Here is a 20,429-nt window from a genome sequence, read left to right on the forward strand (position 1 = left end):
CTGTTACTGCGCCGCCAGCCGCCGAAGCTTCAGGCCCCAACCCTGTTGCATCCCGGCGGCGGCCAACAGAATCGCGGCGACACCCATCCATTGCAGCGGCTCCAGGCGATGGCCGAAGGCGAACCAGTCAACGAAAATCGCCGCAATCGGGTAGATGAACGACAGCGCGCCGGTCAGCGCTGTCGGTAGTTTTTGAATCGCGCCGTAGAGCAACACATACATCAAACCGGTGTGCACGATGCCCAGGGTCACCAGGCTGGCCCAGGCACTGGGCGTTTGCGGTATCGCCGAGAAATGCGCAAACGGCGCGAGCAACAGAACGCCGGTGCAGACCTGGATCAACGCGATCAGATGCGGTGGCGTGCCGGTCAGGCGCTTGATGATCAACGCGGCAATCGCGTACAGAAAGGCAGCGCCCAGCGCCAGACCAATCCCCATCAGGTAATCGTTGCCGCCCTCGCCCTGCTCACCATGGGCGCTGACAATCGCCAGCATTCCGAGAAACGAAATGCCCAGCCAGAACAGTTTCTGCAGGGTGATCTTCTCGTTGAGGAACAACGCGGCTAACCCCACCAGCATGAACGGCTGGACGTTATAGACCGCCGTACCAATGGCTATGGAAGCGCGGGAGTAAGAAGCAAACAACAGTACCCAGTTGCCGACAATCGCCACGCCGCTGAGTACCGCCAGCAAGAACGTGATGCGGGTCAGAATGCCAGGACGCAAAAAGCCAAACGCCGCGCAGATCAGCAACAAGGTGGCGGCGCCAAAAACGCAGCGCCAGAACACCACGTCCAGCACCGGTTGCCCGGACACCAGCACAAACCAACCAATGGTCCCGGAAATGAGCATGGCGGCGGTCATTTCGAATGAGCCGCGACGTAGTGTTTTGTCCATCATCAACCTCCTGTGTTTGAACCCAAAGTATGCCAATCCACTGGGGAGCTTCTCCAGCGCAAAAAGCAGGCTAAACTCGGCTTCTGCCTTTTTTATCAAGGCTTATTCAGCCGATTACCTAACAGAGGATTTGCCATGACCGACGACATCGACCAAGTGCTGATCAGCGCGCTGATGGAAGACTCACGCCGCTCGCTCAAGGCCCTGGCACAGATCAGCGGCCTGTCCTCGCCCAGCGTCGCCGAGCGCCTGCGCCGCCTCGAAGAACGTGGCGTGCTCAAGGGCTACACCGTCGAGATCGACCCCAAATGCTTCGGCTACCAACTCCAGGCCATCGTCCGCATCCGCCCGCTGCCGGGCCAGTTGCAGGAAGTGGAGCGACAGATTCAGGCCATCCCCGAATTCACCGAGTGCGACAAAGTCACCGGCGACGACTGCTTCATCGCCCGCCTGCATGTGCGCTCGATGGAACAACTGGACACCCTCCTCGACCGCCTCAACAGCCACGCAGAAACCAACACCGCCATCGTCAAGAAAACCCCGGTCAAGCGCCGGCTGCCACCGATGGCTTAAGTGCTGTTTTGTTGAAACCAACGAGCTGTGCCAAATCACAGACAATAAAAAACCCGCCGAAGCGGGTTTTTTACTCAAGGCTGATGATCAATCATCGCGGCTCATGATGCCGAACAGTTGCAACAAACTGATGAACAGGTTGTAGATCGAGACATACAGGCTGATGGTCGCCATGATGTAGTTGCGCTCACCGCCGTGAATGATAGCGCTGGTCTGGAACAGAATGCACACCGACGAGAACAGCACGAAACCTGCGCTGATCGCCAGTTGCAGACCGCTGATCTGGAAGAACAAGCTCGCCAGTGTCGCGCCCAGCAGCACAAAGAAACCGGCTGTGATGAAACCGCCGAGGAAGCTCATGTCCTTACGAGTGATCAGCACATACGCCGACAGGCCGCCGAACACCAGCGCGGTCATCGCAAAGGCCGAACTGACCACTTCCGCCCCGCCCTGCATGCCCAGGTAACGGTTGAGGATCGGGCCAAGCAGGAAACCCATGAAACCGGTCAGCGCGAACGCAGACACCAGGCCCCACGCCGAGTCACGGAGTTTGTTGGTGAGAAAGAAAAGGCCGTAGAAGCCGATCAGCACCACGAAGATATTCGGGTAGCCGACACGCATCTGCTGCGCGACAAACGCCATCACGCCGCTGAATGCGAGGGTGAGAGCGAGTAAGCCGTAAGTGTTGCGCAGGACGCGGCTAACCTCTAGCTGCTCAGCCTGCACGCTGTTATTAACTGCGTAATCCTGTTCGCGCATGGCGACACTCCTGTTGGGTTTGAAACGTTCAGTCGCAAAGATCATAACAGACGCTCTGTAACAAGCCATGCAGAGAGTTTGACAGTGTGTTTCATTCAGGTATTATGGCGCCCGCAACGCAAACGGAGGTGTGGCCGAGTGGTTTAAGGCAACGGTCTTGAAAACCGTCGACTGTAACAGGTCCATGAGTTCGAATCCCATCGCCTCCGCCATATTTGTACCGACAAAGCCCTGATTATTCAGGGCTTTGTCGTTTCTGAGGTTTGGGTGACGGCTTTTTTTTGGAAGTGTTACAAAGCTATTTGGTAACCGTTACAAAACTTTCCGGTTTTTCCCATCCTGCGGCGTCCTGCCGATCGTTAAACATCCTTCATGTAATGCGATGCTACGCTGTCATCAAAACAGAGGGTTTGCGATGCCACATTCAGACCTGCTCCCCTCCCTGCTGTACAAGATCAACGAAAACCAACTCGCCCTCGAAGCCGCAATCATGGAGCTTTCCAACTGGGTCGAACAACGCGGCTCGGTCGACGTCCCCGACAAGGTGCGGGGCGCCCTAGACACGATCGACAAGAACGAGGAGTATCATCAAGTACACTTGCGGTCCTGATGACACCGGAGTGTCCTGCTCACGGTTATCAAGGGCAGGCTTTACATCCTCCAACCCATGGTTGCACCGAACATCGTGCGAGTTGGGGAATGGAAATTGCGTTGATCTATCTACCTCTTGCTGCATCCCGCCGCAGCGCTTGCACCACACGGCTCCATTCAAAAAGGACCAGCTCTGATGGCTAGGTAAGGATCTTATCCAGAGTCGTCACTCTGCTGATACCTGTACAAAACATGTACAAAATATACTAGACCATGGGTTCTTGCCTTCAAGACCAGCCGGAGGAGAATAGCGGGTGGGGTCTGAAGCAAATGAGTAGGGTTATACAACCAACAAGCTCGGTTGCTCATAAGCGCATCACGCCGCTCATATCCGCTACACGTTGCTTGACTTTTAAAGATCGTCGTCTAGCCTCTGTTAGGATTAAACAAAACCATAGCAAATGTAGTTAACTTAGCTTTAAGGGATAGATTCAGTCGTCACTCCTAATGGAATAAGGAGCTCATCAAATTGCCCACCAATGCCAAAAATCTAACCGTATATTCATCAAAAACGTACGATGACTTTCTAGCTGCGCGCGATCAACTGATGATGCATAAGTACATTTTTAATCAGTACAAGCCGAGATCAATAATAAGCACCTCAACTGGAAACAGGACACCAAGCCCCTTCCTGATAACAAATCAAAGTTCGATACACCTACTGGCAAATATTTAAAATATCATGCCTGAACAGGGCATCAAAAACAACTAACAAAATCTATAAAAAAGGAGTAATCGCATACAACTAGACACATAACACAACCGGAGCAAAACCAAAACCAAAACCAAAACCAAAACCAACTATTGCAGACGCAATGTTAATTCAATAAAAGGAATTATACCGATGGCTAAAAGAAGCGTTGATGTTTATTTTGAGAATTACCTCGACTCCGCCTTGAGTCTAACTCAAAATTCTCTGAAGTTAGATCATGGGGAATGGGATACCTATCCTCCGCAGAAAATATTGAAGCCGAGCTCTAATGTGTCCGGCAAAGGCTATTGGAAGACAGAGTCAGATGGGTTCGCTACGGGCACGGAGGCACTTTGCTCCTACGCTTTTTATGATTTTGTCACTGAGGAAGTTTGCAATATAAATATCCACTGGGACGACCCATACGCGGGGTCTAATTCGTATGCAATCACGACCGATAGCGACAACGTTAAAGTTTCATATAGTGGTGGAGACGGCGATAACGCTACTGTGACCTTCAGGGCAGAAAAAAAATAATATAACGGAGCGGGCCTTAGTTGATCAGATAGCCGCCGAGTAAATCTCGAGCGGCTATTTCAAAACTAAATTTTAGAAAGTCGATCTCGTGATACTGCTCGCTGTAACTCATGGACCTAGAGCCGCCACCTCCTGCACGTACGCCTGGCACGCCGCCAGCCTGATCAGCCCCCGGTCACCGTCGTCGGTGATACCGACAATTCGTTGAGCATGCGCTGGGTCAAGGTGCCCCCAAAACCAGCAATTGATATATAAAGAAAAACAGTTCATTTAAAGGAGGTACAAAACCGCCACATCACCCAGTTGATCATCAATAAACCTTGTCGCGCCGCACGCTTCGTCGAGGGATCGATATGTCAGGTCGAGCAGGACACGACGAACGATAACTGGAGACTTCTCATCTCGGGCGTGCAGGTGAACTTCAGCAAAAGCTAACCCACCCTCATCCTGAGTAGCCTCAGGTAAAGCAATAAACTGCTCGAGCGATTTACCAGCCATTTCAAGCTCCAATTTCAGTTTTTGAGCAGAACAACTACCCCACTTCAACGAATCACGCCAGCAGACCGACATGCCATATGGCCGCTATCACGATGGCGCCGCGTCATCACATTGCTGACGGCCAAGCGTTGTAAGCCACCTGCAGCACGGCTGTTAAAGCTGCCGCAAGTGCAGCCCGACTGTTCCAGATCGACTGCTTACGCATCGTAGGCTCTATGTCAGCGCCATCGATAATCAGCCTAGCGTCAAACATGCCGTTCTCATCTGGAACTTCCGGGCCAGGTTTTACTTTCACATAGGCCGAGATTATCCAGAACACGGCTGAAAGCAAACCAGTTGCCAACGAAGCATATAGAACAAAGTCCTTCATAAATCACCCATGGCCAGAAATCCGAAGCTCGCCCACAATTGGAAGATGTACCTGAGAACGGCATCGCCACAACCCCAAATCAGGGTGCCAATTACCGTAAAGACCAAGGCAATCCAACGGACTTTTTCAAATTAGTTCGTAAACTCATCGAGAACTTGAAGCTTGTATAAGTCACCGCTCTCACCGGGCCGATGGAGCTTTCTCAGCCCCATATCGGCGACCGTTGTGCTCAGAAGAGCATAAACCATGGTTATTGCCCCACTTTGCCGAAACCAAACTTCAATAGTTTCGAAGCTTTGGCGAATGTCCAAAATCGCAATAAGCGGCGCAAAAAAAGCAATGCAGAGAAGAGTCTTGCAACCCCTTAGATAACGGTTTGAAGTCTTCCGGTAGCCCTTTTTGAGATCCTCAACAACTTTATCCTCCGCAACACCCATGCCCGAACTCCTTTCGAAAAAAGCGAACTATAGCTCCGCGGTTTCCCCAAGCCCACAGAAAACAAAATCATCCAACCGCAACCCGACATGAAGAGGTATCGATTTAAGGGAACAGCAGGCGAGTACGTCTATGTCGCAGATTTCGACCGGATAACCGCCGAGCGTGACACTCTGCAGCAGCGCCTGAACGCGGTGGATCAGCGAAACGATGAGTTGACCGCCCAGCACCAGGACTAGCCTTGGTCCGTACTGATCTCAATGTCTTCTGGGAATACGAGCTTTCCATACCAACCGTGCCCGGCCGTAAGAGCAGATATCGGAGCAAGCAACAGCGCCGCCCATAACAAGGCTTTTTTCAATCCGCCGACGTTGCTGACCATGACCCTGCAGATAAGCCACAGATGAAGAAGGCTTGCACCACTCGCAAGGAAGATAAACCCGAAGGCCTGAAAATCCATGTTTCTCATATTCCTAAAAACCGCAGCATAGCGCTTTCAAAACACTGCCGGCCAGTAATTCACCGCCAATGAGTCGGTCGTAGCAGAAGAGCGTGTACTGATTGTTTTCTGGGAACTGAGCAGCGGCAACCCAAATGTCGCGCTGATAAGGCGATAACGGCGTACGGATCATCCCTGTATCCTCTTGAAAAAACTCCAAGGCGTGGAAACACGCAGTGCGCCAACATGCCGGCCGGGCACCTGGGCTCGTCCTCATCCTGAGTACGACTTTATCCGTCAGAAGAGTAGGAAAAACTTTCCACGTCTTTGTAAGAACATTCCGAGCGTAGAAGCAATTTTTTGCTTTGCAAACTTGCTTCGCATGATTTTTCCAATCTGCCCATCGTGACGGCGAGATATATTTTTGCGTTGTACTTTGCCTGAAACCCGAAAGATCCAACGGCGAGTCTCGGCGATCGATGGCTCAACCAAGGCTCTCGCCCAGTGCCGCTAAAGGCTTTGACTTACGTCCAGCCCAACGCCTAAAGTCGCAACGGTTTACGATTCGGGAACCGCTTACGCTCCCTTCGGCAAGAAGGCACGCCCGTGGATATGGCTTGCCTAAAATGGAACTTTGAACAGGTCTGGGAGACGTTATGAATACCGACGAACAAGAGCAGGACAACAAGGAGCAACAGGGCGCCGTCAGCGCCAAACTGATGGAATATGCGATCAAGGCTCGCAAGGTATTCATCACGGGAGTAGTGGATGAGCGGATGGCCAAGGACGTTGTGCAACAACTGCACATCCTTGCGTCCATTAACGATGATCCGATTTACGTCTTCATCAACTCGCCGGGTGGGCATGTTGAATCGGGCGACATGATCTTCGACGCCATTCGTTTTATTGCCCCGACGGTGGTAATGATTGGCTCTGGCAGCGTCGCGAGCGCGGGCGCACTGATTTACGCGGCAGCCAAAAAAGAAAATCGTTACTCACTCCCAAACACACGATTCCTGCTGCATCAACCGTCTGGTGGCTTTCAAGGGCCAGCTAGCAACGTTGAGATTTACATGAATGAAATTGTCAGGATGAAAAAGCGCCTGGACAAAATATTCGCCCACGCGACTGGGCAAACGGCAGAAAAAATTAGTGCCGACACCGAGCGCGACTTTTGGCTCAATGCTGAGGAAGCGCTGGAATACGGCCTGGTGAATAAGATCATCGTGTCGGAAAAAGAGATCACATGACCAGCCTCCTAATGGTGCAGAGCCTAGTAGTGTTCTAGCAATTTTGCTGCCAACGCACGATTGACTCAGGGGCCGAAACTTCACTGACCAAAGCCCCTGATTCTTGAACTTCTACCAGTGCTGGATTTGGGGTGACTGACATTGGGTCAGCACTGCGTCGGCAGTTGGATCAATTCCGCATCAACGGCAATATGAATAGACGCGGTCTACGTGAATAAAATGCCCATATCTCGCGCTGGGTGCGCTCCAACAGAGCTCCTCACAACGCGATATGGTCGCGGTAGGGACGGCAGTTACCTGCCCCCCCCCCCCGCACACTGGCGCACTAAGCATTTCGGGAATACACCTTCCGATTTGGATGACTTGCGTGTTTTCTGCTCACCAGAACAGCATCCTCAATGCCAGTGCAATCACGACTATATTAAAGCTGACTCCATCCACTTTTTATCCTGTAAATACATTCGTTCGTAGCAGCAAGATGGAAGAATATGTCCATTGCTGCATTGCTATGCAGCAATGGTGCATGAGGTCCGGCTCGTGCGAAACTTCACCGACTTACGAATCACGAACGGTGTTGAAATGGTGCGTTTGCTTGCTGTCTCGGGAAGTCTGCGTCAGGCCTCCTCCAACTCAATTTTGCTACGAGCAGCTGAGCGTCTATGCCCCGAAGGGCTACTAGTCACGCACTATGAGGGCATCGGGGAATTACCTCACTTCAACCCTGATCTACTCGAAGATCTTCCCGAACCAGTCATAGCGTTACGCTCGATCATCGGTCAGGCGGATGGGCTGTTGTTTTCGTGTCCCGAATACGCCCGAGGTATTCCCGGCGCATTCAAAAACATGCTCGATTGGCTCGTGAGCAGTGAAGAATTTCCGGGCAAGCCCGTCGCGCTTTTCAACGCATCGCCCAGAGCCAATCACGCGCAAGCCGCATTGCGGCTGGTCCTGGATACGATGTCAGCTCGCATCATCGAGGAAGCGTCAATGACTGTTAACCTCCTGTCCAGCCGATTGAGCGTCGAGAGCATTGCCACCGACCCGGTGATGGGCCCACTGATTGGTACTGCGCTCGGCGCTTTTAAACGGTACCTCGATAATCCGCTGGCTGCTTGAGACCGCACATCGTGTTGGGCAACGAAGCCTGAATAGACCTTCGACCCAATGGGCTGCAACGGTCGATCCACTACTCGCCGACAGGCTGTGACCGAATCACATGCGGCACAGCTTTGCGTCACTTCCACGATCTGTATGTTGGCCTTCGGTCCGATCTTGGGCTTCAGCCACTGCTAACTACCTCCTGATGACCAATATGCTTGACTGGGACAGCCTCCGTTTTTTCTTTGCCTTTGTTCATGAGGGCTCCTTAGCCACTGCGGCTCGCTCGCTGGGGGTGGAGCACGCGACTGTGGCTCGCCGAATAGCTGATTTTCGTGTGGATTGCGCTGGAAACCGGTTCCACTCCATGGCTGATCGTTCCGCTCTGCTGGCAGGCACCGGTCAAGGCTTGGGCCAGTTAGGTGGACTGCCCCTTATTGCTGACCGCGTTCCTACGCAGCGTAGAGCCGAAGCCAACGCAGTATTCAACATGGGGGGCTGTGCCCGCTGGGGCGAACCCGGTGCGTACTTATGACTGTAACTTAATCAGGTTCACCTCAACGCTCGCGCGTTGCAGCTGGCGGTAGGCGAGCCAAGAACTAAACATGGCAACAACAGCGCAACCTGACGCAAAATAAAACACTGACGCATATCCGAAGTGACTCACGCAGAGCCCTCCTACGCCGCCAGCCAGAAGAATGCCAATATCGAAACAAGCTTCGTACGTACTAAGCGCTAGCCCGATATTAGTGTCTGGCAAACTCTTAATGGCCGGTAATGCCAATAACGGATAGACCATCGACAATCCGAGACCCGTCATAAACGCTCCCAGCATCACTACATCAATCTGGGGCGCAGTGGCCACCAGCAAAAGGCCTAGTGATTCGATAATCAAGGATATCCATACGGCTTTTAATCCATAGGCATCCGCCTTTTTTCCAAGCATTAGTCGCGCGACGACATAACCCACACCAAATAACGCCAAAATCATCGGCGCATCTGTCTGCCATCCTTTCTCCATCAAAAACAATAACAAAAACGAAGTTATTGATGCATAACCAACGTTGCCCAGCGCAAAACCTGAGCCAGGTCGCCATATTTCACGTATTGCCGTCCAAGTCGAGATACTCATCGGCTCGCCGGGCACCTTAGCATCTTCGACAAACAACACCACCATGACACCAAAAAACGGGAGGCATGACATGATCAACGTTGATAGCAATACAGAGTTCTCACGAAATAAATATGCGCCGATATAATTGCCAATCGCGAGTCCGAGGAACATACCGACACCGACCCATGACATAACTTTCCCAGCATGCTCACGCCCTATCAAACCGATTGGCCAAGTTCCACTACTGGTAAACACCAAGCTTTCTCCCACGCCCATTAATAACCGGCTAAAACATACAAGGGCAAAGACAGGCATAGCAGACAATACACTCTGGCCAATCAGAATGAAGCATATTGTACCGGCAGCGAAGAGGAGCAGTAGACCAGTGACCATTGCTCGCTTTGGACCATGCCGATCAGAAAATCGGCCTGCGTACGGCCGGGATAACAACGTCGCGACTGATTCCATCACCACGATCAAACCGACATAGCTACCAGGCAGCCCTAACACCTTGTTGATATAGGGTGGAAGTACAGCCACAGATATCCCTAGGCTAGTGATGGCCACAAATAGCATTGAAGCGACGACCACTGCGGGCAAGAAATTACGATTCTGGAAGCCCATTGCGCACTCCTTTGTTCACGACTCGGCCCTGCTCAACAAAAATCTGCTCATCAATGAGGCCCGCAACAGCTGTACAAATAATACTCTGTTCTACGCAAATGATTTCCTCGCGTAGCATCGCCTCAGTCATTTGTGAGGTTATTCTAACTGTGCCCTGATCAATAATAGGTCCTGCGTCCACTTCATCATTGATAAAGTGAACCGTGGCCCCCGTGATCTTTACACCTGCCTCCAGAGCCCGGCGCTGGGCCTTGTCGCCCGGAAAAGCCGGTAGGATAGATGGATGTGTATTGATGGTTCTACTGCCAAACCGACTAACAAACTCAGACGAAAATATCCTGCGAAAGCCTCCCAAGACGATCACATCGATCTGTGCGCCCTCCAGCAATATTGCGATTTCCCGTTCGAATTCCGCACGGCTCGGATAATCCGAATGAATTACTTTATTAACCTTCACATCGGAAAATCGGGTATCGGCCCCGGCATCGAAACTAGCATTATTGGTGATGACCAATGCAAGCCTGGCAGCGTGTTTTGCCTCTTCGATCCCATTTTTTACCGCGTCAATTAATGATCCACGGCCTGAAAATAAAAAAGCTATTTTTTTCATCCGACTACATGCTCCTTGAATTTGGAAAAAGTGGATCGCACGTCCACCAGTGAGTGGCATACAAACTCACCGAACTCAAAAATTACGGTACCACCCACCATGACCCGCACCGGATCCTCCTTGTGGATCATGTTCAAAAAAGAAATTGGATTATCCAAGTAATGATCAGAAAAGTTGGCGCTATCGTAGAAGGCAATATCGGCAAGAAAGCCTACGCGCAACTCACCTACGTCCTTCAATCCAAGCGCGCGAGCTCCTGAGGAAGTCAGCATTTTTAGAGTTTCACGTGCGCTTGGCTTTTTATCCAGGCTATCTGGGCCATGATGATAAGCCCAACCAAACCTTACCAGTGACACAGTGATGTAAAGTGATTTACCGGTAATGGAATACCTCGTCGCACCAATAAATTCTTATATAAATTAACCTGTGGCAGGTGATCGCGGCCATGCGCGATCTCATCCCACAGATTTGTGTGATTTCCCCTCTGGCACTTAGCTCCGAGCCGTGAAGAGCCATAGCTAAGATGTTAAAAAAGTGCAAATTTAAAGCACTATTGCTTTTAAAAAAGTAGCAAAGCTGTTGCTCATTCGCTTCCAAGGCGAGATAGTCGAATAACTCATGCCGTGACGCCCTGTGATACAGCCAGACCTGCTTCAGAAAGCTGGAAAAACCCCTCCCATAATCAATACCATTTCTTGCCACTTGCATTTTTTTCTTGCTCAATCCAGTGACGCTCGACGAGGGTTTTGATCCGAATCAAAGTACGGTTGAATTGATTAATTGATGCTGGTGACATCGGAGTGACCGAGTGTTGACGATACATCTCGAACAGGATTGAGTGAATCGCCGTCTTACTTGCTTCGCATCCTTTCGAAAATGCTAACTCGATGGTCTGTGTAGTAAGCTCTATCAGCGTTACTTCGCGAGCTTATTTTTCGAGAAAAAACCGTCCAAATCAGACATCTGAATCAGCTCCATAATCTGTTCATCAGGGGTTTGCTTGGCAGTGCGGGGACGAGGGGGCGGGAAACTTCCATGAGAAAAGCGCTCATTTAAAATCCTTTCTAAAATAAGTTGGAGAACGATAAATGATACAGACATGTATCGCAATACAGATTTTTTATTCTCTCTTGATAATTTTGTAATTACTTGATTTGTAAAATTTTTTAAGGAAAAAGCATCCTTGGCACGGAAAGCAAAGAAACGACCGAGGGTCCGCTTGGCCTACCCCTCACCACATAGAGGTGTGCTTTTAGCCAACCGAACGTGCGCTTGATGACGTTACGTTGCCGGTATTTGGGCCGACCAAATGGCTTCGGCCAGCCCAGTTTTGACTTTCGCTTCATCATTCGCATTGGATCGCCAAGAGGTGTTCGTAGCCATCAGCGATGGGCAGGCCATTGGTATTGTTTCACTGAACTCCATTAATGCAAAAAATTTGGCTTTGAGCTCGAGGGTGTTCGACGCAAGAACATTCTAAAAGACGGAAGCCGGATTGACGTGATACTCCTCGGCATAACGAAAGAGGAATGGAAGGACAAGCGCCCCGCGCTTGAACCTCTGATCCTGCGCCTGAACAAATAGCGATGGCGTCGAGGGCATTGCCACCGACCCGGTGATGGGCCCACTGATGGGTACTGCAATCGGCGCTTTTAAACGGCACCTCGACAATCAAAACCTTTGATGCTCCAACATGGGTTGCACCCGTTGGTTTGACTGAGTGTAAAAAAATAGGGACAGATCCTGAGAAATCCCCGATTATTCTTACAATAAATCAAGAAGTTGGGAATTGAAGAGACCTGCATGGGTCGGCAACTTGTATTGCACCACACAAAAACAAGACACCGACCCCATGCAGGCCATCCGATTCTTACACAGCGCGCTCGCCCAAGCACTTCCCACTGTCCATTCTCGTCGTCTGAAAACATTGATGTGTTGTGTCAGCGCATTACTCCAAGGACGTCGGCTCACTCTGACGGGGCTTGGCCGATTCATGTCAGGCAAGGCCTACCCCAAACACGCCATCAAACGAGTCGATCGGTTGCTGGGTAATCGGCATCTGCAAACCGAGCGCTCGCTGTTTTACTGGGTCATGTTGCGAGCCTTGCTGGGGTCGCTGAGGCATCCGTTGATCCTGGTCGATTGGTCGCCGATCGATGCGGCTGGAGAGTTCTTTTTGTTGCGTGCAGCCATTCCTTTGGCGGGACGTTCGTTCCCGATTTACGAAAGCGTTCATGAGCGCGAGGGTTGTCCGAAATATCAAAAACGGTTGCTGCAAACGTTGGCCGAAATGCTCCCCAAAAACTGCGTTCCGATCCTTGTAGCTGATGCAGGTTTTCGCCGGCCATGGATCAAAGCCGTCGAGGCGCAAGACTGGTATTACGTGGGGCGAGTGCGTAACCGGGACCTCTACCGCAACGACGCACACACTTGGCTGCCGGTTAAAAACCTCTACGCCCTGGCGTCGTCCTCACCGAAATCACTGGGTCGGATCGAGATGACCCAAAGCGCTCCGCACTTCATCCATTTGTACTGCGTCAGGCATTCGGCAAAGGGTCGCAAACATCAGCGTGTCACCGGTTCAATCGCCAAAAACAAACTCAGCAGGCAATCGGCCAATCGTGAACGAGAACCTTGGTTATTGGCCAGCAACCTACCGGAGGATCAATGGAATCCATCGAGAATCGTGGCCATTTACAAGCAGCGTATGCAGATAGAAGAAGGCTTCAGGGATGTAAAAAGCGAGCACTTTGGCGTTGGCGTGACTCGCCACCGGAGTCGCTGTCCGCGCCGAATCGAAGTGCTTTTGCTGATCTCGGCGTTGGCCAATTACATCATTTGTTTAACGGGGTTGCAGGCCCGCGAAGCGGGTCATGAACATCGTTTTCAAAGCAGTAGCCTTAAACGCCGGCGGGTGTTGTCGCTGTGGCGACTGGGCTTGGAATACTGGCGCAGCGGACGCGGCTCAAACTCTCGAAAAACCTTGGAAAGACTTGAGCGCGCGTTGCGAGCCGAGGTACATCAACAGGCGCAGGCTCTGGAGTAGATTTGTGGGGATCCCTCAGGGACAGATCACGATTTCCAGTCGCACCCTATCCCTGCCCAGTCAACATTTCTCTATTCATTCCTGTTCATACCTACTCCTCTGGAACGTGAGTTCTGACCGCTCTTCCTCGAATGAATCTGGACTGTCTGCATGGCTGCTTTTCCTACATCCCCGTTTACTTCAACAACGACACGTAGGCTGGCATTGTCGTCAACACAACCAAGTCACGCTTGGTTATGAAACAGCCAGCTAACCGACCGCTTCCTTGCACGGCAATGTCCCATCTGGCAAGGTTGCCATCAAAACGCCCACCGATTCACCAGTGGTGCCTCACACCAAAGGAAACTTGACCTGTCGCTGCAACCCTCCGTTCGACGTGATCTGCTGATCCTGTGGCTTTCCATTGCTGCAGTTGCTCTTGTGTTGGGCTGGCTGCTGTTGATGCTTAGCCGCCAAGGCACCGGCCCGCAGATTGCGCATGCGCGCCAACTCACCTCGACCAGTTGCCAGGCGCTGCAAGCGGGTGCAGCACGCGTTCGCCAGCAGCTCCCCTCTGCGGACGATCAGTCCTATCCCATGAGACCGGCTGCAGCGCAGGCGGTGCTTGATTTGGTATTGCGCGATCAGCCGGGCATGGAGGGCGGCTTCTGGCGAGCGGATGCGGGCGTGGTGTCCTACGCTTTCCCAACCTACGATGGCACGGGAATCAAGCGCGATCCGCCGAGTGCCGAGTTGGAGCGCATTGCCTCCACGGCCCAGCGCGCTCAGGATTCCGCAGGCCTCGTGGTGGATGTCCGACCGGGTTTACGCGAAGCCGTGGCGTTCGCCGCATGCCCAGTGGCGATCAATGACCGGCGCCTGATCGCCTGGACCCTGATGCGCGTGCCGCTGTTGGCCACTGGAACGGTCAACACCTTGATCCTCGCGGTGAGCCTGCTACTGGCGCTGGTCGTGGTCTCCGGCGCATGGCTGGGCTGGATGATTTCGCGTTGGCAGCGCCAGTCCGCCCATCTGCGAGAGCAACTGGCCCAGTCCGAACGTCTGGCGACGTTGGGGCGCGTTTCCGCCGGGCTCGCGCACGAGATCCGCAACCCTTTGGGCACAATGCGTATGAAGGTGGAAAACGCGATGGCTGCGCCGGCCGACCGGCGCGAAGCCCGGGTGGTTGGCGCCCTGGAGGCTGTACTGTCGCAAACGGCACGCCTGGAGACACTGGTGTCGAGCCTGCTGGCGCTGACGCAACCGTTCCGCGCCGAGCGCCAGTCGGTTGACCTGCAGGGATGGCTGGAGGAGCGGCGCAATGCCCACGCCGAAGCGGCGCAAAAGAATGGCGTACGAATCACACTGGCAGTTGAACCGGAGCTGGTCGATAGCGCGAAGCGGCTTGCGCTGTTCGACCCGACACAAATGGCGCGGGTCTTTGACAACCTGCTGCTCAATGCGATGGCGCACACGGGAGAACGCGGTGAAATCGAACTCGGTGCGCATCGCGCGCGCCGTGGCGCCTTGCTGTTATGGGTGGCGGACGATGGTTCCGGCATTCCGGCCGACTTGCGCGATACGCTGTTCGAGCCTTTCGCCACCACTCGCGCAGGAGGTACCGGCCTGGGGCTGGCGCTGGTGCGCGAGATCGTACAGGGACACGGCGGACGGGTCGGTCTCGCCGAGTCGGCCAAGGGAACCCGCATAGAGATGGAGCTACCGTGGCCCGAATCCTGATTGTCGACGATGACGCCGCGTTCCGCGACAGCCTTGCAGAAGTGCTTCAGGACCTGGGCCATACGGTGCTGCAGACTGAAACCACCGAGGCGGGCCTGCACAGACTGCGCACCGAGGACGTGGATGCGGCCATCGTCGACCTGCGGCTGCCGGGAGAGGATGGCCTGGTGTTCCTGCGCCGTGCGGCGCGCATCTCGCAGGTGCCCTGCATCATGCTCACCGCCTATGCGAGTGGCGGCAACACCATCGAGGCGATGAGCCTGGGAGCGTTCGACCATCTGACTAAGCCCGTGACCCGGGTCGCCCTGGTCGAAACGCTCGAGCAGGCCTTGCGGCAAGCAGCCCACCCCCCAGGGGCATCGCCTGCCGCAAGAGAGCCTGTGGATGGCACCGAACTGGTCAGCAGCAGCGAGGCCATGCGCCAGGTATTCAAGCGCATCGGGCTGGCCGCGAACTCCGATGCCACCGCTTTGATCCTCGGTGAGACGGGCACGGGCAAGGAACTGGTGGCGCGCGCCTTGCATCGCAACAGCGGTAGAGCCACCGGCCCCTTCGTCGCAGTGAACTGCGCCGCGATCCCGGCCGAATTGATGGAAAGCGAGCTGTTCGGTCATGTCAAAGGCGCGTTCACCGGTGCCGTCAATGAACGCACCGGACGTTTTCGCGAGGCCAATGGCGGCACCCTGTTCCTCGACGAGATAGGCGACATGCCGCTGCCCACACAGGCGAAAATCCTGCGGGTGCTGCAGGAGCGCGAGATCACCCCCGTGGGCGCTAACCGCGTCCAGTCCGTGGACGTGCGCATCGTCGTGGCCACGCACCGAGACCTGCCCGCCGCGGTAAAGGAGGGGCGCTTCCGGGAAGATCTGTGGTACCGCCTGCAGGTGGTGCCACTGTGGCTGCCGCCGCTGCGTGAACGCTTGGGCGACGTGCTGCTGCTGGCTGAGCACTTTCTGCGCCTGCTGGGCGGCGACTCGCCCAAGCGGTTGAGCGCGGCGGCAGCTCGGCTGCTGCTGGCCCACACCTGGCCCGGCAACGTGCGCGAGCTGCGCAATGCCATGGAGCGCGCGGCCATCCTCAGCCATGGCCCGGTCATCGATGTCGAACACATCGGGTTGCAGACGTCGGCTGCGCCCACCCCGGACCTGGACATCGATTGGGAGGCTCCTATGGCACAAGCCGTTGCCCACCTGGAGCGCGAGATGATCATGCGTGCCCTGGCTGCGACGGCCGGCAACCGCGCGGAGGCGGCGCGGCGTCTCGGTCTGTCTCGCCAGCAGCTCTATCGCAAGCTGGCCGAGTTTGATCTGGGCTAACGCCTTCGCATGCAAGCCGGTGTCCGATTCCGTGACACCCTGGCGTCACGGGATCGGACGAAACATCACCCATCTCGATCACAAGTCATTGATTTAAATGTAAATATTATTGGGCATGGTGCTTGCACCTCAGGTTGGGTGTTTTTTCCCAACCCAAGGAGCTTCTCCAATGTCTATGCATTTCATCGCCACGTCTGCTGCGCTGGCATTCGGCCTGTGCAGCCTCAGCGCACATGCCATGCCGCCCGGCCCGCCCACCCATCTGCCTCCGACATCGCATCAAGAGGTGGACGCCCCTGGCCTGATGGGCCAGTACGCAGTGGAAGGCCAGGTCCAGCGGATGCTCATCAATCCCTACGGTGAGGTCGACGGCCTGCGCCTGAGCGACGGAACCATTGCCAAGTTTCCACCGCACAGGGCCGATGCGCTCACGGCCACGGTCAAGGTGGGGGACGCCGTCCGCATCATCGGACGGGAGGAAGCGCGGGGCACGGTCAAGGCCGACGCCATCGTCCACGCTGACAGCGGGCGCACCGTGTACGACCAGCCGCCGCCGGTTGGCGAAGGCCGAGTCCTGCCACCCAACTTGCGCGCCCAGCGTCTGCAGCCCCAGCAGGTGGAAGGCCACGTGGAGACTGTGCTCACTGGTCCGCGGGGCGAGGCTAACGGAGTCATCCTGAGCGATGGCAGCATCGTTCGTTTCCCGCCAGAGAGCCTGCGTCTTTCCGTACAAACGGGCGCGCCGTTCGCGGCATCCGGGCTCGGCACGCGCAATGCGTTTGGCACCGCTTTGGAAGCCGTCAGCATGGGCACCACTCTGTCTACCCTGCAGCCGCTCTACGATCGCGCGCCGTAAGGATGTGCCTCTGTGCACCTGAGCCCGGCCAGGCCGTCGCATTTGCGCTGATTGGAATTTCCCCATGCCTCCCAAAATCTTGCCCATCGCCCTGCTTCTCGTATCCAACGCCTTCATGACGGTGGCCTGGTATGGCCACCTCAAGTTCGGAGACCGGCCGCTTTACCTGGTGGTCCTGGTGAGTTGGCTGATCGCCCTGGCAGAGTACTGCTTCGCGGTTCCTGCCAACAGGATAGGTCACTCCATCTACAGCGCTGCCGAGCTAAAGACGATGCAGGAGGTCATCACGCTGGTTGTCTTTGCCTTCTTTTCCGTCGTCTATCTCGGCGAGCGGCTCACGCTCAATCATCTGGTGGGCTTCGGTTTCATCTGCCTGGGCGCCTTCTTCGTATTCAAAGGCCCTTTGCACTAGGAGATGACGATGGCAACGCTTTCCATACCCCGGGGGCACGCCCGCTCGCGGAGCTGGCTGTCCGGCTTGAACTTCTTCCTGGCCGACGTCCGTGACGGCTTGGGGCCCTTCCTCGGTATACTTCTGGCCAGTCACGGCTGGCGAGCCGATGACATCGGCTACGTGATGGCCGCCGGCGGCGTCGCAGGCATGCTGGCGACCACGCCGATGGGGGCCTGGATCGACGCTTCGCGCCATAAGCGACTTCTACTGGCAAGTGGCACTATTGTGCTCACCCTCGCCACGGCGGCTCTATGGACGGCGCCGTCGTTCGGCGTCGCTGTCGCCTCTCAGGTGGTGACCGGTTCTGTGGGCGCATTGATAGGCGCCGGTATCATGGGCATCACTTTGGGCATCGTTGATCAGAGAGACTTGTCTCGGCAGCTCGGCATCAACGAGGCCTGGAACCATGCCGGCAACGTAGTCGCGGCTGCATTAGCCGGGCTGGCCGGCTACCGCTGGGGGCTGTCAGCTGTATTCGTTTTGATGGCCCTGATGGCGTGTGCGGCTCTTGCTTGTTTGTGGAAGATCCATCCACAAGACATCAATCATGAGCGGGCACGTGGGGGTGGGCTCACTTCCAACCAGCCTGCGCAAGGTAGCAGTCCCTCGCCTTCCATATTGCGGGTTTTGACGGACTCGCGCGAGCTGGGCCTGCTCGCGATCACTATGCTGCTGTTCCACCTGGGCAATGCCGCGATGCTGCCCTTGTTTGCGCAGTCGATCGTCACGCGTGGGCTGGCGGACCCCAGCATTTTCACGGCATCGACCGTCATCGTGGCGCAGCTAGTCATGATTCCTGTGGCGCTTTGGGCCGGATGGTATGCCTCTCGGCACGGGTATCGGGGGCTGATCATTATCGCCCTGTTGGCCTTGCCCTTTCGAGGGCTGATCGCCGGTTTCTGGGAATCCCCGTGGGCACTGATTCCGGTACAGGCCCTTGACGGAATCGGGGCGGGGCTGCTGGGAGTCGCCTTGCCTGGGCTTGTCGCTTGCATCCTGCGGCGCACTGGACACGTCAATGCAGGGCTTGGTGCGGTGATGGCGATCCAAGGGATAGGCGCGGCCATGAGTCACGCACTCGCAGGTTGGATCGCGCATCGTTTCGGCTATAGCACAGCCTTCGTCGCTCTGGGCATCGTGGCCGCCATCGGGCTACTTACCTATCGCTTTGGCATCTCCTCCCGAGCGCATCCGAATAGCTTGGAGAGCCCTCTTTTCGCAAGGCGCAGGGATGCTCTTCTCGATAATTTGAAGAGCCTTGGGAGGGGACATCAAAGCCGACGACGGTTTGCTCAGCGAAATCACCATGACAACAATTAGCGTGGCCCAAGCTGCTCGCGCGGGTTTAAGCAGTGGGTCGATAGTTGCCCATCGTGAAGGGCTGCTACCGGTTGCAGGAGCAGCAGATCAGTATCATCGGACACATGTTATGGTGGGCGCTGTATTCGCGGGAAGCTGATGAAGCAACGCCCTGAAGAAGGGTTGATCAATGCCAAAGAAACACCAGGAAAGCAAAGCAGCGACGGCTGCTGACATTGAGCGCTCTATCCAGGCGCTGAACAAAATGGCTGAACGCCTCTGGGGCGATGGTCGGGAGACTGAAGCGAAAGCCCTCCTCGATGCCTTGGATGCGTTAAACAGGGCGCTCGATCGGATCAGGATTGGAGAGAGCCGCAGGGTTCTTCATTGAAACGTACACGTCCCGGCTGAAGGCTGGGTGTTGAAATGGAATTTATGAAAAAGCAACTTCTCTCGCTCTTTATGGGCTTGCTCCTTTCAGGTTGCGCCACAGCCCCAAGCTACCAGGTGCCCGATGGGCTTTGGTACGCTGAAAAAGAAGATCCCGATCACTATCGATATCACGTTTATATTTACTTTAAGGATGATAGTCACTTCATCTGGTGGCGAACCACGGAAACTCAGGACGTTGTCATGAAGCGATGGGCCTACTACACCCACGACCATCCCGGGGTAGACAATCCGACCCTATACACGCGCCAGGGGGACCGATTAAAGGGCGAGCGGTACTTCGTCAACCGAAGCAGTGAGGGCATTCTTCAAGCCACGGCCACTCAAACCTTTAACGGGCGCTTTGACGGCGACGAGCTGGTCGTGGAGTTCGTTTCCGCCTCGGTTTGGGCCTCTGGTGACGATGCTGGCAGGGATGTGGTGCGATGGTCGATGAAGCAGTTAAAATCTCAACCCGCCAAATGATCAGCTGTCCGCCGATCACTGGATGCCATTGAAAGTGCTGAGGCTGAGCAACCCTGAGGTTGTACGGCTTCGAAAGCATACAAACACATTAAAAGGATTTTAAATGCGATTCACCCCGGTACTACTCGCGCTTGCCCTTGCCGGTTGCGCCGGCAAGCCTCTCCAGCTTTCCGAGGGTGCTCAGGCGACACTGGATGCGCCCATGCCCACCTCTGAAAAGCAGCGCGTTTGGGAGTGCGCGGGAACGAGCAACGTAATCGAAGGCCAGAAGTTCGTTC

The 20,429-nt window shown here is 54.8% G+C and carries 23 protein-coding genes, 1 tRNA gene and 3 pseudogenes; 15 read left to right on the plus strand and 12 right to left on the minus strand.

Annotation, left to right across the window (positions count from 1 at the left end):
• Positions 1–3 precede the first annotated feature (3 nt).
• The gene (locus LOY56_RS15555; RefSeq protein ID WP_258622691.1) at positions 4–897 is read right to left on the minus strand and encodes a DMT family transporter; all 894 of its coding nucleotides are present in this window, start codon (positions 895–897) and stop codon (positions 4–6) included.
• A gap of 135 nt (positions 898–1,032) precedes the next feature.
• Between LOY56_RS15555 and LOY56_RS15560 the strand changes: the two genes are divergently transcribed.
• Entirely contained in the window at positions 1,033–1,470 is a 438-nt protein-coding gene (locus LOY56_RS15560; RefSeq protein ID WP_008006559.1) for an Lrp/AsnC family transcriptional regulator, read from the plus strand.
• A gap of 87 nt (positions 1,471–1,557) precedes the next feature.
• On the opposite strand, the gene LOY56_RS15565 is transcribed toward LOY56_RS15560, so the two are convergent.
• The gene (locus LOY56_RS15565) at positions 1,558–2,229 is read right to left on the minus strand and encodes a Bax inhibitor-1/YccA family protein (RefSeq protein ID WP_223432534.1); all 672 of its coding nucleotides are present in this window, start codon (positions 2,227–2,229) and stop codon (positions 1,558–1,560) included.
• A 124-nt stretch (positions 2,230–2,353) separates the two neighbouring features.
• Between LOY56_RS15565 and LOY56_RS15570 the strand changes: the two genes are divergently transcribed.
• From LOY56_RS15570 to LOY56_RS15580, 3 genes and pseudogenes are all read left to right on the plus strand, one after another.
• Positions 2,354–2,441: transfer RNA gene (locus LOY56_RS15570), tRNA-Ser, on the plus strand.
• A gap of 203 nt (positions 2,442–2,644) precedes the next feature.
• A pseudogene (locus tag LOY56_RS15575) lies at positions 2,645–2,850 on the plus strand (hypothetical protein); the annotation flags it as partial.
• An 874-nt stretch (positions 2,851–3,724) separates the two neighbouring features.
• On the plus strand, positions 3,725–4,108 hold the full coding sequence (locus tag LOY56_RS15580; protein WP_258615347.1) for an aegerolysin family protein: 384 nt from the start codon (positions 3,725–3,727) through the stop codon (positions 4,106–4,108).
• 108 nt (positions 4,109–4,216) lie between these two features.
• Here LOY56_RS15580 and LOY56_RS15585 read toward each other — a convergent pair.
• The 6 genes and pseudogenes from LOY56_RS15585 to LOY56_RS15610 form a co-directional block, all read right to left on the minus strand.
• A pseudogene (locus LOY56_RS15585) lies at positions 4,217–4,333 on the minus strand (lysis protein); the annotation flags it as partial.
• A gap of 45 nt (positions 4,334–4,378) precedes the next feature.
• The gene (locus LOY56_RS15590; RefSeq protein WP_258615350.1) at positions 4,379–4,606 is read right to left on the minus strand and encodes a hypothetical protein; all 228 of its coding nucleotides are present in this window, start codon (positions 4,604–4,606) and stop codon (positions 4,379–4,381) included.
• A 106-nt stretch (positions 4,607–4,712) separates the two neighbouring features.
• Positions 4,713–4,976 carry a hypothetical protein gene (locus LOY56_RS15595; RefSeq protein ID WP_258615352.1) on the minus strand — a complete coding sequence of 88 codons (264 nt, stop codon included), beginning with the start codon at positions 4,974–4,976 and terminating at the stop codon, positions 4,713–4,715.
• Between the two features lie 131 nt (positions 4,977–5,107).
• Complete coding sequence (locus LOY56_RS15600) at positions 5,108–5,413, minus strand: hypothetical protein (RefSeq protein ID WP_258615353.1); 306 nt, start codon at positions 5,411–5,413, stop codon at positions 5,108–5,110.
• Between the two features lie 233 nt (positions 5,414–5,646).
• Positions 5,647–5,871 carry a hypothetical protein gene (locus LOY56_RS15605; protein WP_258615356.1) on the minus strand — a complete coding sequence of 75 codons (225 nt, stop codon included), beginning with the start codon at positions 5,869–5,871 and terminating at the stop codon, positions 5,647–5,649.
• 13 nt (positions 5,872–5,884) lie between these two features.
• The gene (locus tag LOY56_RS15610; RefSeq protein WP_258615358.1) at positions 5,885–6,043 is read right to left on the minus strand and encodes a hypothetical protein; all 159 of its coding nucleotides are present in this window, start codon (positions 6,041–6,043) and stop codon (positions 5,885–5,887) included.
• A 463-nt stretch (positions 6,044–6,506) separates the two neighbouring features.
• Here LOY56_RS15610 and LOY56_RS15615 point away from each other — a divergent pair, with 463 nt between their 5' ends.
• The 3 genes from LOY56_RS15615 (at position 6,507) to LOY56_RS27050 (ending at position 8,733) form a co-directional block, all read left to right on the plus strand.
• Entirely contained in the window at positions 6,507–7,100 is a 594-nt protein-coding gene (locus LOY56_RS15615) for an ATP-dependent Clp protease proteolytic subunit (RefSeq protein WP_258615360.1), read from the plus strand.
• A 537-nt stretch (positions 7,101–7,637) separates the two neighbouring features.
• On the plus strand, positions 7,638–8,216 hold the full coding sequence (locus tag LOY56_RS15620; RefSeq protein ID WP_258615363.1) for an NADPH-dependent FMN reductase: 579 nt from the start codon (positions 7,638–7,640) through the stop codon (positions 8,214–8,216).
• Positions 8,217–8,412: 196 nt separating this feature from the next.
• Positions 8,413–8,733, plus strand: coding sequence for a LysR family transcriptional regulator (locus LOY56_RS27050; RefSeq protein WP_408980340.1), 321 nt, complete (start codon positions 8,413–8,415; stop codon positions 8,731–8,733).
• Here LOY56_RS27050 and LOY56_RS15630 read toward each other — a convergent pair.
• The 4 genes and pseudogenes from LOY56_RS15630 to LOY56_RS15645 form a co-directional block, all read right to left on the minus strand.
• Entirely contained in the window at positions 8,728–9,936 is a 1,209-nt protein-coding gene (locus LOY56_RS15630; protein ID WP_258615366.1) for an MFS transporter, read from the minus strand. The two genes, LOY56_RS27050 and LOY56_RS15630, sit on opposite strands and share 6 nt — an antisense overlap.
• Entirely contained in the window at positions 9,917–10,546 is a 630-nt protein-coding gene (gene purN / locus LOY56_RS15635) for a phosphoribosylglycinamide formyltransferase (RefSeq protein WP_258615367.1), read from the minus strand. Before purN ends, LOY56_RS15630 begins: the two co-directional genes overlap by 20 nt.
• A complete protein-coding gene (locus LOY56_RS15640; protein WP_258615369.1) occupies positions 10,543–10,902 on the minus strand; it encodes an amidohydrolase family protein in 360 nt (119 codons plus the stop codon). Before LOY56_RS15640 ends, purN begins: the two co-directional genes overlap by 4 nt.
• 894 nt (positions 10,903–11,796) lie before the next feature.
• A pseudogene (locus LOY56_RS15645) lies at positions 11,797–11,904 on the minus strand (IS5/IS1182 family transposase); the annotation flags it as partial.
• Positions 11,905–12,398: 494 nt separating this feature from the next.
• Between LOY56_RS15645 and LOY56_RS15650 the strand changes: the two are divergent.
• From LOY56_RS15650 to LOY56_RS15685, 8 genes are all read left to right on the plus strand, one after another.
• Positions 12,399–13,592, plus strand: a complete 1,194-nt coding sequence (locus tag LOY56_RS15650; RefSeq protein ID WP_258622692.1) for an IS4 family transposase — start codon at positions 12,399–12,401, stop codon at positions 13,590–13,592.
• Positions 13,593–14,168: 576 nt separating this feature from the next.
• On the plus strand, positions 14,169–15,311 hold the full coding sequence (locus tag LOY56_RS15655; RefSeq protein ID WP_258615372.1) for a PAS domain-containing sensor histidine kinase: 1,143 nt from the start codon (positions 14,169–14,171) through the stop codon (positions 15,309–15,311).
• A complete protein-coding gene (locus LOY56_RS15660; RefSeq protein ID WP_258615373.1) occupies positions 15,296–16,627 on the plus strand; it encodes a sigma-54 dependent transcriptional regulator in 1,332 nt (443 codons plus the stop codon). The genes LOY56_RS15655 and LOY56_RS15660 overlap by 16 nt, the downstream gene beginning before the upstream one ends.
• A 169-nt stretch (positions 16,628–16,796) precedes the next feature.
• Positions 16,797–17,483, plus strand: a complete 687-nt coding sequence (locus LOY56_RS15665; RefSeq protein ID WP_258615375.1) for a hypothetical protein — start codon at positions 16,797–16,799, stop codon at positions 17,481–17,483.
• Positions 17,484–17,547: 64 nt separating this feature from the next.
• Entirely contained in the window at positions 17,548–17,895 is a 348-nt protein-coding gene (locus LOY56_RS15670; protein WP_258615377.1) for a DMT family protein, read from the plus strand.
• Positions 17,896–17,904: 9 nt separating this feature from the next.
• Positions 17,905–19,257, plus strand: coding sequence for an MFS transporter (locus LOY56_RS15675; protein WP_258615379.1), 1,353 nt, complete (start codon positions 17,905–17,907; stop codon positions 19,255–19,257).
• A 169-nt stretch (positions 19,258–19,426) separates the two neighbouring features.
• Entirely contained in the window at positions 19,427–19,627 is a 201-nt protein-coding gene (locus LOY56_RS15680; protein WP_258615381.1) for a hypothetical protein, read from the plus strand.
• Positions 19,628–19,662: 35 nt separating this feature from the next.
• Entirely contained in the window at positions 19,663–20,151 is a 489-nt protein-coding gene (locus LOY56_RS15685; protein WP_258615383.1) for a hypothetical protein, read from the plus strand.
• The last annotated feature ends 278 nt before the right edge of the window (positions 20,152–20,429 follow it).

This window comes from Pseudomonas sp. B21-048 (assembly GCF_024748615.1).
Lineage (GTDB): Bacteria > Pseudomonadota > Gammaproteobacteria > Pseudomonadales > Pseudomonadaceae > Aquipseudomonas.